This is a genomic window from Limnohabitans sp. TEGF002 (assembly GCF_055395845.1).
In genome coordinates this window covers 2,425,049-2,441,674 of sequence record NZ_AP029224.1, presented here as the reverse complement: position 1 = coordinate 2,441,674, position 16,626 = coordinate 2,425,049, and the positions used below count along the sequence as shown (strand labels likewise).

Sequence of the window (16,626 nt, the reverse complement as noted above, 5' to 3'; positions counted from 1 at the left end):
TCAGGCTTTCAGGGCGTGCGCCACAGAGGACGCAATCATGGAGGAGACGCGCACATTGGATTCGGCGGTGACACCGGCAATGTGCGGCGTGAGAATGACATTCGGACAGCCTTGCCAGGCTGTGCCGGAAAGAAGGGGCTCCGGTTCAAACACGTCGAACGCTGCACCGCCAAGGTGCCCTTGGTGCAAGGCATCGGCCACTGCCGCTTCGTCCACTATGCCGCCACGCGAGGTGTTGATGACAATGGCACCGGGCTTCATCTGAGCAATGCGCTCTGCCGACAGCATGTTGCTGGTAGAGGGCGTGAGCGGTACATGAAGGCTGATCACATCCGCTTGAGCAATGAGCTGGTCTAAGGAGGCTGATTGAACACCCGATTGAGTCCAAACCGGATGGTCCATCGGGAGCATCGGGTCGTGCGCCACAACGCGCATGCCGAGGCCTTGGGCCAATTTGGCGGTCAATTGACCAATGCCGCCAAAACCAAGCAGCCCCAAGCAGGTGCCGGAGATTTCCCGTCCATTTGAGAGGGACGCTCGTGGCCATAAGCCGCTGGCCACCTGCTCGCTGGACAGATAGACGCCCCGAAGCAAAACCATGGCCGTTCCGATGACGTATTCGGCAACTGCCAGTGCATTGGCGCCGGTAGCGGGTATCACTTTGATGCCTCGCGCATCACACGCCGCCACATCGATGTTGTCAAGCCCCACGCCCAATCGGCCAACCACCATGACTTGTGCGCAAGCCGCCAATAATTCGTCTTTGACTTGGGTTCGGTTGCGCACGATCAGGCCATCGGCATTGGACACTTCAGCGATCAGGCGGCTTTTGTCATCGACCAGTTTCGGATCGTAAACAACATTGAAGCTTGCACGCAAAGACGCCACAGCCGATTCGTCCATGAACTCCGTGATGACGATTTTTTTCATGCTGGTGTGACTTGGACGGCTTGAATATGGCGCATATTGAAGACTTCACACCCAAGTGAAAACCAACCTCTGGATCACTTGTTCCATTCGTTGGTGTGAAGAGGGCAGGGCCGGGGAAAGTTCCCCAGCCCTCATGGCCATCAAGCGCTTTCGAACAAACGGGTCATCACAAATTCGCGATGGCCCAGTGCTTCTGCTGAGGTGAATCGGCCGTTGATGGTTTGCATCATCATGTCCAGCAACAAATCACCTGCAGCATCCATGGTTTGCTCTTGTTGCAGCAAGCCCGAGCAGTCCACATCAATGTGTTCGCTCATCAGGCGCACGGTGCGAGGGTTGGCGCAAATCTTGATCACCGGGACGATGGCATTGCCGATCACGTTGCCTTGGCCTGTGGGGAAGAAGTGCACCGCAAAACCCGAGGCCGCGCACAGAGTCACCATTTCTGCAGCGGCAGAAGAGGAGTCCATGAACCACAAGCCGGAGCCTGTGGGCGTTTCGGCCTTGCCCAACACGCCGTCCACCATGCACTCCTTGCCGATTTTTTGGATGTTGCCCAGGGCTTTTTCCTCAATCGTGGTCAAGCCGCCAGCAATGTTGCCCTTGGTGGGTTGGGAGTCCGACAGGTCGGTTGTGGCATGACGCTTGATCATGTCCTGGTAGTCGTTGAACATTTTCATGAAGTCTGTGCGCACTTGCTCTGTGCGGCAACGAGCGGCCACCAGATGCTCGCCACCCGTCAATTCAGAGGTTTCGCCAAACACCAGCGTCGTGCCCAAGCCGTAGAGTTTGTCAAAGGCATTGCCCACAGTGGGGTTCGCACCGCAGCCAGAGGTGGTGTCAGACTCACCGCACTTGGTCGAGATCCACAAGTCGGAGATGGGGCACTCCACGCGGTGCAGGCTGGTGGCGTGTTGCACCATCTTTTTGGCCGCCTTGGAGGCGCGCATGATGGTGTCATGGTCGCCATGTCCTTCGATGCCGAAACCCACCACGGGCTTGCCTGTGGCTGCAATGCCGTCGACCACGGTTTTGGTCCAGCCGTCTTCGATACCAATCACCACCACCGCAGCGACGTTGGGGTTGGAGCCTGCACCAATCAAGGTGCGAAAGTGCAGTTCGAGGTCAGCGCCAAATTGCAAACGGCCATAGGGGTGCGGAATGGCCATGGTGCCCTTGACGGCGTGGGCCACAGCCTCTGCTGCGGCGTTGGACAGGTCGTCCAAGGGCAGGATGATGACGTGGTTGCGAACGCCGACACGGCCGTTTTCACGGCGGTAGCCCCAGAAAGTGGTGTTTTTGTCAATGATGGTCATGAGATAAACCTTGAGGAAGATAAAAGGGCAATCGGTGCTGAATTACCAGCGCTTGGTTTTGATGTTGTGGACATGGGCGTGGTCGCCAATGGCAATGGCTGCAACCACCTTGCCAATGTCTGTGCCGTACTTGATAACCGTGTCACCGATGGCCATCGCCTTCACGGCCACTTTGTGTCCAATGGGGATGGCCGCATTGGCCTTGATCGTGATCGTGCGGTTGTCGTCCAGGATCAGGGCGTTCATGTTTTGACCGGCTTCGATGCCTTCAACAACGACAACAGCGACGCTGTCTTTTTCTTCGTGCAGTACGCAATGGATCACAAAATTCTCCTTGAGTGGATTGAGCGGGTTGGAACAGTTGGTGCCTGAATTGTGGAACGCAGGCTCGATGTGTGTTCTTGAAAATTAATGTAAATCATCTATATGAATTTATGGGTTGGTGTTTACCCCATGAAGTCTTGAAATTGCTGGATGTTCAGACCAACTTGCAGGTCTCGGCCTGCTTATATGGGCGCTTGCCTGCTGGGGGCGGGGTGACCTTGGCGCTGTCAGGCCTGAAAATCCTGGTCCAAAGAGACTCGCAATGCCGCTGCTTTGAACCCTGTCAGGGCCCCTGTCAGGGCAACAAAACCAGTTTGCTGGATGCAATCTGGCCACTGTCGAGGTCCGCAAAAGCTTGCGCACCATCGGCCATTGGCACACTTGCGACCCATGACAAGTCGCCAAATGCACCCTCATGCAACAACTTCACGGTGGCGCGCAAATCTGCTGTGGTGTAGGTGTACGTGCCCATCAAAGTGATTTCGGCCAAGGTGAGCTTGCGCATGTCGATCTCGCTGGCCCAGTCTTGCAGACCGATGTGCATGATCACGCCGCCTGGCTTGACAGCATTGAGGGCCGCGACCCGGGTGAGCTTGCTGCCTACTGCATCGATGACATAGTCAAAACCATTTTCTTCGGGGGCAGTTGTGCGTGGATCGTAGGTGGTGACCCCCGCGTGCTTTTCCGCCGATTGACGTCGCAATGGATTGACTTCGGCCAAAACGGTGCCGCGTGCACCATAGGTTTTGAGCAACAAGGCGGCCAACATGCCAATCGCACCACCGCCAATGATCAGCGTGCGATTTTCTGGCAAAGGACGGGCCATGGCCTTGAGGCTCATGTTGATGGCATGCAGCGCTGTGGCGGCAGGTTCGGTCAGGGCCGCCTGAATGGCTGGCATGTCCTGGGGCATCTCAATCAGCGAAGCTGCCGGAATGGCCATGAATTCGGCAAACGCACCCGGACGAGTCATGCCCACCATGGTGCGGCGACTGCACAGATTGTTGCGGCCTTGCACGCAGTAGTCACAAACACCACAGGTGATGAGCGGATTGCCCGTCACGCGCTGTCCGAGCGCGAAGCCGGGTGCATCGCTTTTGACAATGGTGCCGCAAAATTCGTGTCCCAAAACCAGACCCGGTTTACGGCGTGGGTCGTGCCCGTGGTAAGCGTGCATGTCAGAGCCGCAAATGCCTACGGCATCAATGCGCAAAACGACCTCGCCCGGGGCCAATTCAGGTTCAGGGCGGTCCTGAATTTGGACTTCGAGTGGGTTGGTGTAAACGAGTGCTTTCATGGGATGTGTTCCGAGTTAGGGCGTGGTGTGAATGGTTTGGCGCAGGCAGTCGACCCTTTGTTCGATGTGTCTGCGGGTGTTGACAAAGAGCGGTGCCATGACAAGGTGCTCATGGCTGCGCGCGCGGCGTCCAAGCTCAAGGGTGGTTGACATTACGCGGCCGAATTTTGGGTGCGACAGGTCTTCAAAAAATCTGCCATGAAGGCGCGCAATGCCTCCACTTGTTGCAAGCTGACGCCGTTGTACAAACTGGCCCTCAAATACTTCCCAACCCCAAATGGGGTGAGCGTTCTTAAGCCGACGATGCCCCGCTCCCAGCCTTGGACCAAGAAGTCCCGTGTGGTTTCTTCGTCGCCACCGGCAACATCAAAGGGAATGTTCATGCGGCTGCGGATGGCGCGATCCGCGATAGGGGTGGCGTAAAAGCCCTCTGACTTGTCGATCAAGTCGTACAACATGGACGACTTTGCAATCGCTCGGCGTTCCATTTCATGCACGCCACCCTGCGCGATCATCCATTGCATATAAATACTGACCACCTCGACGTTGAAGGTGGCGGTGGTGTTCCATAAATTGCCTTCACGGGCATTGGTGGTGTAGCACAAGACACCTGGGCAAAGTGGATTGGGCTTGCCCAGCAAGTCCCGTCGAATGACACACAGCGTGAGGCCAGGGTGACCGATGTTTTTGGATGCGCAGGCATACAGAACGCCCACATTGCATCCCACCCAGTCAATGGGCTTGGTGGAAAAGTCTGATGAGGCGTCAACCACCAAAGGTGCTTGGATCCCGAGCTTGGGCAACTGATGCAGCTCAATCCCGTTCACCGTTTCATTCGAGCAAAGGTAGACGTACTTGGATTCGGGATCCAAATTCTCAAAGGATGGGTTGTGGGTAAACGTGCCATCCTTGCTCTCGGAGGAAATAACGATGGGACGGCAGTATTTGGAGGCGTCGGTCAAGGCGCGTTTGGACCAGGTGCCGTTGACCAGGTAGGTCGCTTTTTCATCGCCATTGGAACAAAGATTGAGCGGAACCGCCGCAAATTGTCCGTGCCCACCCCCATGCATGAAAAGAATTTCATACTGTTCAGGAATGTCCATCGCCAGGCGGCAGCGTTGCACCGCAGTGGCAAGGATGTCTAAAAACTCAGGCGACCGATGCGAGAGGTACATCGAGCACATCCGTTCCGCGTCGAACAAGGCTTTGATGCTTGTCTGTACTTCAGCCGCAAGTGATGTGGGCCCCGGGCTGAAATTCAACGGTGTCACACCACGGGGGGGAAGCAATGAACCGAGCATGGCCGGATGCGTGTCGGCTGGCTTCAATGGGGTTGGGTCAAAGCGGGTCATTTGATGTTTTCCAAAGAAGGCATTGACACGCTTGTGTGGTGACAGGATGCGTCCATGTGTTTGAGGGGGCTATTTGGCGGTATAGCCACCGTCAATCATGATGGTTTGGCCCGTGATGTAGCTGGACGCATCGCTGGCCAGGAAAACAGCCAAGCCATGCATGTCTGAAAGCTCGCCATTTCGACCCAAACAGGTTTGTGCGGCATGCCGCGCGACCAACTCCGGGTTACCAAAGACAGGTGCGGTCAACGCCGTAGGGAAAAATCCAGGACCGATGGCGTTGCAGGTGATGCCATGCGGTCCCCATTCGAGTGCCATGGCTCGGGTCAGCTGAACGATGCCGCCTTTGCCAGCGCCATAGGGCGCGCTGTTGGCAAAGGCCCGGTGGCTTTGCAAGCTGGCGATGTTGATGATTCGCCCCCAGCCGCGTTCCTTCATGGACGGAGCCAGTGCCTGGGTGAGAAAGAAAGGGGCGCTCAAGTGGATGTTGATTTGAGCCATCCAGCTGTTGACAGAAATATCCGCAAATGGTTCACGCAAATTGACGCCAGCCGCATTGATCAGAATGTCAACAGGGCCCAAGTTCAAGGCTTGCTGGGCACCTTCTTGGGCCGCTTCTGGAGAAGCCAAATCGCAGACCAGTGTTTGGACTGCGATGCCCATCGCTGTCAGCTTGTCAGCCGACTGTTGGAGCAAGTCCTGCCTGCGGGCCATCAAGATGAGCTTGGCTCCGGCCATGCCCAGAGCTTGCGCCATGGCTTCGCCCAATCCGGAGCTGCCGCCTGTGACCAAAGCCGTTTTACCTGAAAGGTCAAATGAAACAGCCGGACTGTTCATGATGCAGAGCCTGTCTGTAAATGGGGGACCTGTTCGAAGAGTTGTTGCAGGTTCATACCTTCACCTGTTCTCCCAGCTCAAAATCTTGCCCTGGAAAATACTTGGCCAAGCGGTCATCGGCCGTGCGGGCGTGGGCTTCCATGCCTTCGAGCCTAGAAATACGGGCTGTGGCCAGTCCAATATCGCGCGCAGCCTCGCGTGTCATTTTTTGCCATGTGAAGGTTTTCAAGAATTTGTGAACCGACAAACCGCCTGAATACCGAGCCGCACCTTTTGTCGGCAGCACATGGTTGGGTCCACTGGCTTTGTCGCCGTAGGCCACAGTGGTTTCTTCGCCCAAAAACAAGGAACCATAGCAAGTCAGTGTCTTGAGCCACCAATCCAAGTCTTTGGCGTGCACTTCCAGGTGTTCACTGGCATATCGATCGGAAATTTCCACCACCTCGTCTCGTGTGTCACACAGCATGACTTCACCATAGTCACGCCATGCCGATCCGGCGGCATCGCGTGCGGTGGGGGGGAGCAAATCAATCAACTTGGGCACCTGGCGCATGACTTCTTCTGCCAAGCTGCGGCTGGTTGTGAAAAGCCATGCGGGTGACTCATGGCCATGTTCCGCTTGTCCTACCAAGTCGCTCGCAACGATGGCCGGGTCGGCTGTTTCATCGGCAATGATGCCAATCTCGGAGGGGCCCGCAAAAACGTCGATGCCCACTTTGCCAAACAAGGTGCGTTTGGCTTCTGCGACAAACTTGTTGCCCGGGCCCACGATCACATCGGCGGGCTTGCCGGTGAACAGACCATAGGCCATCGTTGCAATCGCTTGCACGCCGCCCAAAGTCATGATGATGTCAGCGCCTGCCTTGTTGAAGGCATAGAGCAAGTAAGGGTGCATCGGTCCACCCCGGAAGGGGCCCGAACAGGCGATGATGGTCTTGACGCCCGCTGCCTTGGCCGTTGCGACGCCCATGTAGGCGCTGGCTATGTGAGCGTATCGTCCTGCCGGTGCATAGCACCCGGCAACGTTGACCGGCAGCACGCGTTGGCCTGCGGTGACACCTGGGTGCAGTTCGACTTGAAACTCAGACAGGGAGCGCCGCTGTGCTTGTGCAAAATCAAAAACCTGTTTGATGGCGAAATCGATGTCGGCCTTGACCTGTTGTGGCACCTCACGCGCATTGGCTTCGATTTGTGCCTGGGTGATGATCACTTCACCTTTCCATTGGTCCAAATCGTTGGCGTACTTGCGTACTGCAGCTTCACCATTTTGCTGGATCTCGGCCAGCATGGTGTTGACGACTTTCTGGGCCGTGGCCGTTTCGGTTTCGGGTGTCTTGTCCGCTTTTTTCAAATACGTGATGGCCACGTTGTTCTCCTGGTTCGGATGTTTTGCTCAAATCAAGGCAAAGGGTTGACCCAGCGCTTCATCAGAAGCACAAGGCAATTCAAGTTCGAGATGAACTGGGACGCCATGTGGGATGCATGGCGTCCCAGTGGGTTCAATTACCGGGTTGAATTGGCCATGTCACGCAGTTTGGCGTCTGCCTGAACCAATTTCAGGTATTCGTCGGTCACGAAGTCAGCCACGGCGGGGACTTGTTGAACTGCACCGGTTTCACGCATGAAGCCAGACAGTTCGGTGAACCAGCCATCCATCTTCGAATTGGCTGCGCCGCCTGTGCGTTCCATGTTCTTCAGTTGCTGCGCCAGGTTGAAGGTGGGGCGGGTATCAAACTCTTTGTTCATGGCCGCATCGCTGATGCTGACGCCACCCTTGGCATAAAAGTCTTTCATCATGCGGATGGCTTCGGGCCGGTTCACGCTCATCCAGCTCCAGGCGCGCAGGTAGACCGCGAGGAATTTGGCAACGTTCTGTGGGTTTTGCTTGGCATAGTCACCCCGTGCGATCAAAGCACCGGGCACGATGGCACCACTGTCCTTGCCACTGCAAAGCATTTTGGCGCCAGCTTTTTCTTCCACCGTATAGGTGTTGGGCGCCCACATGCCCGCCAAGTCGGAGTTGTTGGAGGACAGTGCTGAAATGATTTCGGCTTGCCCCATGTTTTTCATGACCACATCGGATTTTTTGAGGCCGTACTTTTTCAAGCAAGCCTGCACAGCAAAGTCAGCCGTTGAGTTTTGAGTCAAGGTGATGGTCTTGCCACGCAGAGCGCCGGCAGGGTCTTTGGCGAAATCAGCGGCGGCTTTGCTGCTGCCCACCAGACCATTGGCAGCCGATTCGTCGTTCGTGACGCCGATGGTTTTGATGCCGAAACGAACATGTCCCAACACGGCGGGCACCGAGCCAGTGCCGCCTACATCCCAAGACCCTGCGGCTGAAGCAGCGATTTGAGGGACGCCAGCTGGGAAGGTCGAAAACTCAGGCGCCAAACCCACATCTTTCCACCAGCCTTTTTCAGTGGCAATGTGAAAAGGCAAGGCCCAGTAAAGAGAGGGTTGGTAGCTGATCTTGATGGGGGTCAGCGCTTGAGCGTGTGCTGTGCTGGACAAGCCCAGCACAAGGCTGATACCCATGGCGACTGCTGCGAGTTTTTTCATGTCGATGTCTCCTTCAGTTGGTGGTTGCTTCAATGATCCGTGCCCGCGTGCTCTTCACGCAAAGACTTCCAGATTCGGGTACGCAAATGGACAAAACTTTCGAGGTCCATCACGTCTTCAATCTTGCTGTGGCGGTCCCATTGTTCGGCTTCGCGAACGGACTTCACATCCAGAATTTCCTTGATTTTTCCTGGGCGGCTGGTCATGACCACCACGCGATCGGCCAGGTACACCGCTTCTTCCACCGCGTGGGTGATGAAGAGCACGGTGCGCGGATTTTTCCGAGCCAACTTGACCAGCTCCTCTTGCATGACCACGCGGGTCTGAGCATCGAGAGCACCAAACGGCTCGTCCATCAGCAGCACTTGCGGGTTGAGTGCATAAGCCCGCGCAATGGCAACACGTTGCTGCATCCCGCCAGACAGTTGATGCGGGTAGGCGCTTTCGTAACCTTTCAGGTTCATCAACGCGATGTAATGCGTGATCAGACTGTCTCTTTCTTCTTTGGCAAGACCTTTGCTGCGCAGACCAAAGTCGATATTTTCATGAACCGTTTTCCAAGGAAACAGGGCGAACTGCTGAAAAACAACCGCACGGTCTGGGCCAGGCCCAGTCACCTGTACATCGTTGACCTTCACGCTGCCTGTGCTTGGAAATTCGAGGCCAGCGGCCATGCGCATGCAAGTTGTTTTGCCGCAACCCGAGGGGCCGACGATGGCCACGAATTCTTCGTCTTGAACCGTGAGGTTGATCTTGTCAAGGATCAGAAAGTCTTTGCCGTCGCGCTCAAAAACGCGGCTGACATCGGTGAACTGGATAGTGGCCATTTAAGTTATTTCTGTAAAAGAGACTTCTCAAGCATTCCTGTGTTTGAGCAGGAACTTTTCCAAGCGACGAATCAGGATGTCGATCACCACGCCAATGGCGCCGATGGCAATCATTCCCACCATCACGGTGTCCGTGGCCAAAGCACTTTGTGCGCGGACAATCAAATTGCCCATTCCGCTGCTTGCCACGATCAATTCAGCGCCCACGAGAGAGAGCCAGCCCAGTCCTGCGCCAATTCGCAGGCCTGCAATGATGGACGGCACGGCAGCCGGGAAAAGGACCTCTGTGATGGTTTTGAAACTGCCGACCCCCAGCATGCTCGCTGCTTCGAGGAATCGAACTTCGACATTGCGTGCGCCGCGATAAGCGTTGATCAAGCAGGGCGGGAAGGCGCCGGCAAAGATGATCAATGTGGGGCCACCGATGCCTGTGCCAAACCAGAGCGCGGCAAATGGCACCCAAGCAACGGGTGCTATGAATCGCACGCCATCAAAAATGGGGGTGATCACATCGTCCAGCCATCGAAACCATCCCATGGACAAGCCCAAAGGAATACCCACCAGTGCTGCCAATCCAAAGCCCATGCCAAATCGTTTCAAACTGGCGGCCATGTGTTCTGGCAAGGTGGCGCCTGCAAATGGTTTGTCCATCAGCTCGATCAGTTTGAACAAGACCTCATGCGGCATCGGCAAAAATTGAGGAGGTGAAAAGTGCAGTACCCTGGCCAGATACCAAAAGGCAAAGAACGCCACCGTGCCTGTAACGGTCAAACTCCAAAAATGTGAGCGGCTCAGAGCTTTTTTCATGTGGCCACTCTTCCTTTGCGCCAAGGCATGGCTTGGTTCTCCAGAACACCCAACACCCAAGTTGTGGAGGCGCCGCAGATGCCCACAAAGGCCATGGCTACCAAAATCATGGCTGGGAATATGTCTTGAGCGGCCTGGTTCAGAATGCTCCCAAGACCATACAAAGCACCGATCAGCTCGGCAGCGACAAGCGTTGTCCAACTAGCTTGCAGTGAAAGTCTCAGACCCGTGAAAATCATGGGCATCGCACCGGGGACCAGAACTTCGGTCACCATGCGCCATCCTTTGATGCCCAGCATGCTGGCGGCTTCCATCACGGGTGTTTCAATGTTGCGAACACCTGTGTAGCTGTTGATGACCGATGGCACAAAAGCAGCAACAAAAATAACCAAGATCTTGGAGCCATCGTCCAGACCCAGCCAAACAATGGCCAAGGGAATCCACGCCAGAGGCGGTATGGGGCGCAACAACAAGAATGCGGGGTTGATCAGTGCCTCGGCGCGGCGTGAATAGCCCATCAGCAAGCCGAGTGGGACACCGACGCCAACAGCCACAGCAAACCCCATGGCCACGAGTTTCAAGCTGTGAAGCACATGCTGGTGCAGTTTCCCGTTGCCATACCCTTCTGTCTGAATGAATGTGAACGCACTCACCACTTCATCCGGGCGCGGAAATCGTGAAGGGTTGATCAATCCACTGACCGTGGTGGCAAGGTACCAAATGATCAACAGCAGCAAGATCGTGGCGATCCCGACAACGCTGCGACGGTGATTTCTTCGTTGGGTCAATCCCACCATGCTTCCTTTCAGCGATCCTGTGGAAAAACATTCCAAAATGTAAGCGCTTGCAATGACTTTGATTTTGTTGCCAACAGTTGTCAATCACGAAAACCCGAATTTGCTTAAAACCAAGGGAAAACACTGAATTTTTATTTGGAAAGCGCTTACATTTTTGTCGGCCTTGCGGGTTTCTTATGGCATGCTATTTCCATGAAACACCGCATCACCATTGAGGAAGTCGCTCGTTTGGCGGGCGTTTCTACCGCGACCGTTTCACGCGTGCTCAGCAGACCCGATGTGGTGAGAACGCGCACTCAAGAACAAGTGATGGCGGCAGTCCGCCAACTTGATTACCAACCTGATGCGGCTGCCCGTGCGCTGGCGTCTGGTCGTACGCACACCGTTGGATGTGTCATACCGACACTGGATCACGCCATTTTTGCCCGCAGCACGCAGGCGATGCAGACCACTTTGGCGCAGGCGGGCTATCAGTTGTTGGTGGCCAGCCATGAATACGATCCTGTCGCTGAGTTTGAATTGGTGCGTGCACTGCAGCAGCGCGGTGTGGATTCTTTGGTCTTGGTTGGCACCGACCATGCCCCCCGTCTTTGGAAGGCTTTGAGCGACTGGCGCAAGCCCACATTGCTCACCTGGTCATGTGATCCGCGTCTTCCTTCGCTGGGCTTTGATAACGAGGGGGCGGCTCAAATGGCTGCTTCGCATTTGCTGGAACTTGGGCATCGACGCATTGGTGTGATTTCAGGTTTTACCACCCACAACGATCGGGCACGCAGCCGTGTGGATGGTGTGCGCAAATCACTCGCACAAGCAGGACTTTCCTTGCCAGCCGCTTGGGTCACCGAGCAGGCTTTTAATCTTGAAGGTGGGCGTCTCGGTTTGCGTCAGCTTTTGCGTGGGCGGCACAAACCTACGGCCATTTTTTGCGGCAACGACCTGTTGGCAGTGGGCGCATTGCTGGAAGCTCAGCGCATGGGCCTGAACATTCCCGTGGATTTGTCAATTTGTGGGATTGACAACCTTGAGATTGCCCAAGCGATCAACCCTGGACTGACGACCGTGAGTTTGCCGACCCAGGACTTGGGTCGGATGGCGGCCAAATCCATGTTGTCTGCAATTTCCGGTGAGGTTATCGCCGATCAATCGCTTTTGCCATTTGAGTTGGTGATTCGCGGTAGCACAGCAGCGCCCCGAAAATCACGCGCCAATCCCTGGTAGACACGTGATGGGGTTGTGTGTGGGGGAGAACGCCCTAAGGTGCCAATCGCTCGCGCAGCCATCCGCTAGCCTCTTGGGTGTAACGCAGTCGGTCGTGTAGACGGCTTTTGCGTCCTTGCCAGAATTGCCAGTTGTCGGGCACCAGTCGGTAACCGCCCCAGTGCGGTGGGCGAGGGGGCTGCAGCATGAACTGCGCCGCGTATTTGGCGGCGTTGGTCACCAGCACCGTCCGTCCATCGATCACCTGGCTTTGCGGAGAGGCCCACGCGCCGATGCGCGAATCGAGTGGGCGGCTGTGAAAGTAGGCGTCGCTTTCCGCGTCGCTGACCTTTTCCACTCGGCCCTCGATGCGCACCACGCGCTCGAGCTCGACCCAGTGAAACTGCAGCGCCGCAAACGGGTTACCCGCCAGTTCCTGACCCTTGCGGCTGTCGTAGTTCGTGTACCAGACGATGCCTCGCTCGTCATACCCCTTGATCAGCACCACGCGTGTGCTGGGGCGCAAGTTGCTGGCCACGGTGGCCAGCGTCATGGCGTTCGGTTCGGGCACTTCAGCGGCGATGGCCTCTTGCAACCATTGGGCAAATTGCTGCAAGGGGTCGGCGTGGGAGGCGTTTTCGTTGAGCTCGGCTTTTTCGTAGCTCTTGCGCAGGTCGGCGATGTTCATGCAGCAAGTATAGGCAGGCGCTGTGTACGGTGGGCCGCGTGGGCCAGATCGACCCAAGGCAGGGATGTGTTTTAGTCGGCGTGGCGCAGCAAGGCGGCCAGCGCCCGGTCTTCGATGCCATGGGCCCGCAGACTGTTGTAGGTTTGGCGGGCATAGTCCAGCGTGGTGCCAAAGCGCCCGCAGGCCTGCTGAAAAATGTGTCGGTAGGTTTCGGCAGTTAAGTGCCCGGTGAAGCTGGGGCTGCTGCGTGGCAGCGTAAAAGCCAAGGCCTGCACAGGGCCTTGGGGTGTGTTGCAAGGCAGCCAGCTGGGGGTGTAGACGTCCATGGGCATTTCCCGTTCCCACAGCCTCACCAGCACCTCGTCGGCCTGGTCCTTGGCGACCCGGTAGACCACGCCCTGGCAACTGCCGCCTGGCAACAAGGCAAACACCAGGCCCGGGCACTCGGGGCTGCCCCGGTTCAGGCGGCTCCACATTTTCAAGGCTCGGTGCCAGCCCCAGACGCGGCTGATGTGCTGCTCTTGCGCCTCGAATTCAGGTCGCCATAAAAGGGAGGCGTAGCCAAACACCCACAAATCCCGACCCGCTGTTTGCGCCCGGAACCGGTCGAGCAAAGCACCTTGAAATCCCGTGGCACGGCCTTCGGCCAGGCTCACGGTTGGCGCATCGGCGGGTGTGTCAGTCATGTGCAATCGGGCCCCATTACAATCTGGCCACTATTTTCGGAGAAAACCAATATGTCGACCCCTCAAGATGACAATCAACCCGTAGTTTGGGCCGTTTTGGTGGCCGTGATCGTGCTGGCCGTTGGCCTGGCGATTGGCTTTGGCATTGCCAAGAGCAAAAAAGCAGCGCCTGCTGCACCTGCCGCTGTCACCGCTCCTGCAGCCGAGGCCTCTGCGCCCGCAGCAGACGCCTCTGCAGCGCCTGCCGCCGCCGAGGCATCTGCCGCCAAGTGAGACTTCAGTGGCCCTCGCAAAAAACCCGCTTCGGCGGGTTTTTTTACGTCTCCCATCCAGCACTGGCGAGTTGTACCGCTTCTGTAACGCATTGAACGCACCAAAACAGTTGAACCCGGTTACCATCGGTCATGTAATTTAGTTACCACGCCAGCCCTGGCGTTAAAACATGACAATCCATCCGATTTTGGCCGCTGTGACCGCCCGCATCACCGAGCGCAGCCGTCCATCCCGCCAGGCCTATTTGGCGCAGGTGAACGCGGCAGCTGGCCAAGACCCCGGTGCCCAGCGTTTGGGCTGCGCCAACGTGGCCCACGCCTTTGCCGCCATGCCCGAAGCCGACAAGGGCCGAGCCACCGCCCTGGACAAGATCAAAGTCGTGGCCCCACGCGCACCCAATATTGGGATCGTCAACGCTTACAACGACCTGCTCTCGGCCCACGCCCCGCTGCAGCATTACCCCGACCTCATCAAAGACGAGGCCCGCAAACTGGGTGCTACGGCCCAAGTGGCCGGTGGCGTGCCCGCCATGTGCGATGGCGTCACGCAAGGCACGCCGGGCATGGAGCTGAGTTTGTTCAGTCGCGACGTGATCGCCATGGCCACCGCCGTCTCGCTCAGCCACGACGTGTTTGATGCGACCCTGATGCTGGGCGTGTGCGACAAGATCGTTCCGGGGCTGTTGATTGGTGCGCTGCAGTTCGGCCATTTGCCGACCGTGTTTGTGCCCGCAGGGCCCATGACCAGCGGCTTGTCGAACAACGAAAAATCCAAGGTGCGCGAACAAGCTGCTCAAGGTCTGGTCGGCCGCCCCGAACTGCTCGAAGCCGAATCGGCGGCTTATCACGGCGAAGGCACTTGCACCTTTTATGGCACGGCTAACAGCAACCAGATGCTGCTCGAAGCCATGGGCCTGCATGTGCCGGGTACGGCCTTCATCAACCCAGGCGAGGGTGTGCGCCAAGAGCTGACCCGCGAAGCGGCCCGTACCGTGCTCGATTTGGTCAAGGCCAAAAACTTCACGCCCATTGGTCGGCTGGTGGACGAGCGCTGCATTGTGAATGCCATGGTCGCTTTGCTGGCCACCGGCGGCTCGACCAACCACCTGATCCACTGGGTGGCGGTGGCGCGTGCGGCGGGCATCGTGATCGACTGGGACGACTTCTCAGCCTTGTCGGATGTGGTTCCCTTGCTGGCTCGCGTCTACCCCAACGGCAGCGCCGATGTGAACCAGTTCCAGGCCGCAGGTGGCCCCGGTTATGTTGTACGCGAGCTGCTCGACGCCGGGTTGATGCACGCTGATGTGCTGACGGTGCGCGCCGGGGGTCTGCGTGAATTCACCCGCATCCCGTCCGCCCAAAATGGCCAACTGGTGTGGCAAGAAGCCGGTACCAGCAAAGACGACACCGTGGTGCGCCCTGCCTCCAGCCCGTTCAGCACCTCGGGTGGCCTCAAGTTGTTGCAAGGCAATCTGGGCCGCAGCGTGATCAAAATTTCGGCCGTGCCTGAAGCCTTGCATGTGATCGAAGCGCCGGCACGTGTGTTCAATTCGCAAGACGAATTGCAGCATGCCTTCAAGGCGGGCGAGCTGGACCGAGATGTCGTCTGCGTGGTGCGCTGGCAAGGCCCACAAGCCAACGGCATGCCCGAGTTGCACAAGCTCACACCGCCGCTGGCCGTGCTGCAAGGCAAGGGTTTCAAGGTGGCACTCGTCACCGATGGCCGCATGAGCGGTGCCTCGGGCAAAGTGCCTGCAGCCATCCACGTCTCGCCCGAAGCCGCAGCCGGTGGCCCGCTGGCCAAGGTGTTGGACGGCGACCTGATCCGCCTCGACGGCGTGAAGGGCACCTTGCAAGTGCTGGTGAGCGAGTCCGAATGGGCCACTCGCCCTCTCGCCCACATGCCCGCTGAGCTTTGCGCCGCCAACGGCGTGGGCATGGGCCGTGAACTGTTTGCCAACATGCGCCGCAATGCGCTCAAAGCCGAAGAAGGAGCCTGCACATGGCTGTGAATCTGAATCTGAATCTGAATGCTCCATTGACCGCCCTGCAAGTCATGCAGGACGCCCCGGTGATCCCTGTGATCGTGCTCCACGACGTGGCCCACGCCGTGCCCATGGCCCGTGCCTTGCTGGCTGGCGGTATCCGCATGCTCGAAGTCACGCTGCGCACCCCGCAGGCGCTGGCTTGCATGGAAGCCATTGCCAAAGAAGTGCCTGGTGCCGTGGTCGGTGCGGGCACCGTGCGCAGCGCGGCTGATGCGGCCGCCGCTGCCAAAGCGGGTGCCCGTTTTGCGGTCAGCCCTGGTTACACCAAAACTGTGGGGCAGGCTTGCCGCGACCACGGTTTATCGCTCTTGCCCGGCGTGGCCACCGGCAGCGAAATCATGATGGCGCAAGAAGACGGCTACACCGAGCTCAAGTTTTTCCCGGCCATGCAGGCGGGTGGCCCCGCCATGCTCAAGGCTTGGAGCGGTCCATTTTTTGATGTGAAGTTCTGCCCCACGGGCGGCGTCACCTCGGGCAATGCATCTGAGTTCTTGAGCCAGCCCAACGTGGCCTGCGTGGGCGGCTCATGGTTGGTGCCCGCCGATGCGCTGGCCCAAGGCGACTGGGCGCGCATTGAAAAGCTGGCGCGTGAAGCTTCGCAACTCCCCAAGTGATTTCAGCCAGCTCAACCAAGTGTTTTGTACGAACCCGGTTTCGGGCGATCTTCATTAACACGACGCTGGTGACAC

The 16,626-nt window shown here is 57.5% G+C and carries 17 protein-coding genes; 4 read left to right on the top strand and 13 right to left on the bottom strand.

Features of this window, described 5'->3' with window-relative positions:
- The 11 genes from ACZ5SR_RS12135 to ACZ5SR_RS12085 form a co-directional block, all read right to left on the bottom strand.
- A complete protein-coding gene (locus ACZ5SR_RS12135; RefSeq protein ID WP_464448921.1) occupies positions 1–930 on the bottom strand; it encodes a hydroxyacid dehydrogenase in 930 nt (309 codons plus the stop codon).
- Positions 931–1,070: 140 nt separating this feature from the next.
- On the bottom strand, positions 1,071–2,246 hold the full coding sequence (locus tag ACZ5SR_RS12130; protein ID WP_464448920.1) for a UxaA family hydrolase: 1,176 nt from the start codon (positions 2,244–2,246) through the stop codon (positions 1,071–1,073).
- Positions 2,247–2,288: 42 nt separating this feature from the next.
- On the bottom strand, positions 2,289–2,570 hold the full coding sequence (locus ACZ5SR_RS12125) for a UxaA family hydrolase (protein ID WP_464448919.1): 282 nt from the start codon (positions 2,568–2,570) through the stop codon (positions 2,289–2,291).
- Positions 2,571–2,865: 295 nt separating this feature from the next.
- Entirely contained in the window at positions 2,866–3,867 is a 1,002-nt protein-coding gene (locus ACZ5SR_RS12120; RefSeq protein ID WP_464448918.1) for a galactitol-1-phosphate 5-dehydrogenase, read from the bottom strand.
- A gap of 152 nt (positions 3,868–4,019) precedes the next feature.
- Positions 4,020–5,219 carry a 3-phosphoserine/phosphohydroxythreonine transaminase gene (gene serC, locus ACZ5SR_RS12115; RefSeq protein ID WP_464448917.1) on the bottom strand — a complete coding sequence of 400 codons (1,200 nt, stop codon included), beginning with the start codon at positions 5,217–5,219 and terminating at the stop codon, positions 4,020–4,022.
- A gap of 69 nt (positions 5,220–5,288) precedes the next feature.
- A complete protein-coding gene (locus ACZ5SR_RS12110; protein ID WP_464448916.1) occupies positions 5,289–6,056 on the bottom strand; it encodes an SDR family NAD(P)-dependent oxidoreductase in 768 nt (255 codons plus the stop codon).
- Positions 6,057–6,108: 52 nt separating this feature from the next.
- Positions 6,109–7,422 carry a sulfopropanediol 3-dehydrogenase gene (hpsN, locus tag ACZ5SR_RS12105; RefSeq protein WP_464448915.1) on the bottom strand — a complete coding sequence of 438 codons (1,314 nt, stop codon included), beginning with the start codon at positions 7,420–7,422 and terminating at the stop codon, positions 6,109–6,111.
- Positions 7,423–7,559: 137 nt separating this feature from the next.
- On the bottom strand, positions 7,560–8,615 hold the full coding sequence (locus ACZ5SR_RS12100) for an ABC transporter substrate-binding protein (RefSeq protein WP_464448914.1): 1,056 nt from the start codon (positions 8,613–8,615) through the stop codon (positions 7,560–7,562).
- A gap of 29 nt (positions 8,616–8,644) precedes the next feature.
- On the bottom strand, positions 8,645–9,442 hold the full coding sequence (locus ACZ5SR_RS12095) for an ABC transporter ATP-binding protein (RefSeq protein WP_464448913.1): 798 nt from the start codon (positions 9,440–9,442) through the stop codon (positions 8,645–8,647).
- Between the two features lie 27 nt (positions 9,443–9,469).
- On the bottom strand, positions 9,470–10,249 hold the full coding sequence (locus ACZ5SR_RS12090) for an ABC transporter permease (protein ID WP_464448912.1): 780 nt from the start codon (positions 10,247–10,249) through the stop codon (positions 9,470–9,472).
- Positions 10,246–11,046, bottom strand: coding sequence for an ABC transporter permease (locus ACZ5SR_RS12085; RefSeq protein ID WP_464448911.1), 801 nt, complete (start codon positions 11,044–11,046; stop codon positions 10,246–10,248). Before ACZ5SR_RS12085 ends, ACZ5SR_RS12090 begins: the two co-directional genes overlap by 4 nt.
- A 192-nt stretch (positions 11,047–11,238) precedes the next feature.
- Here ACZ5SR_RS12085 and ACZ5SR_RS12080 point away from each other — a divergent pair, with 192 nt between their 5' ends.
- Positions 11,239–12,264, top strand: a complete 1,026-nt coding sequence (locus ACZ5SR_RS12080) for a LacI family DNA-binding transcriptional regulator (protein WP_464448910.1) — start codon at positions 11,239–11,241, stop codon at positions 12,262–12,264.
- 34 nt (positions 12,265–12,298) lie between these two features.
- Here the strand turns inward: ACZ5SR_RS12080 and pdxH are convergent, their stop codons facing one another.
- Both pdxH and ACZ5SR_RS12070 read right to left on the bottom strand, forming a co-directional pair.
- A complete protein-coding gene (gene pdxH / locus ACZ5SR_RS12075; RefSeq protein ID WP_464448909.1) occupies positions 12,299–12,931 on the bottom strand; it encodes a pyridoxamine 5'-phosphate oxidase in 633 nt (210 codons plus the stop codon).
- A gap of 71 nt (positions 12,932–13,002) precedes the next feature.
- Complete coding sequence (locus ACZ5SR_RS12070) at positions 13,003–13,617, bottom strand: gamma-glutamylcyclotransferase (RefSeq protein WP_464448908.1); 615 nt, start codon at positions 13,615–13,617, stop codon at positions 13,003–13,005.
- Between the two features lie 51 nt (positions 13,618–13,668).
- Here ACZ5SR_RS12070 and ACZ5SR_RS12065 point away from each other — a divergent pair, with 51 nt between their 5' ends.
- The 3 genes from ACZ5SR_RS12065 to eda all read left to right on the top strand — a co-directional run bounded on the left by ACZ5SR_RS12065 (position 13,669) and on the right by eda (position 16,551).
- Positions 13,669–13,890, top strand: a complete 222-nt coding sequence (locus ACZ5SR_RS12065; protein WP_464448907.1) for a hypothetical protein — start codon at positions 13,669–13,671, stop codon at positions 13,888–13,890.
- 169 nt (positions 13,891–14,059) lie between these two features.
- Entirely contained in the window at positions 14,060–15,901 is a 1,842-nt protein-coding gene (gene edd / locus ACZ5SR_RS12060; RefSeq protein ID WP_464448906.1) for a phosphogluconate dehydratase, read from the top strand.
- A complete protein-coding gene (eda, locus tag ACZ5SR_RS12055) occupies positions 15,892–16,551 on the top strand; it encodes a bifunctional 4-hydroxy-2-oxoglutarate aldolase/2-dehydro-3-deoxy-phosphogluconate aldolase (protein ID WP_464448905.1) in 660 nt (219 codons plus the stop codon). The genes edd and eda overlap by 10 nt, the downstream gene beginning before the upstream one ends.
- The last annotated feature ends 75 nt before the right edge of the window (positions 16,552–16,626 follow it).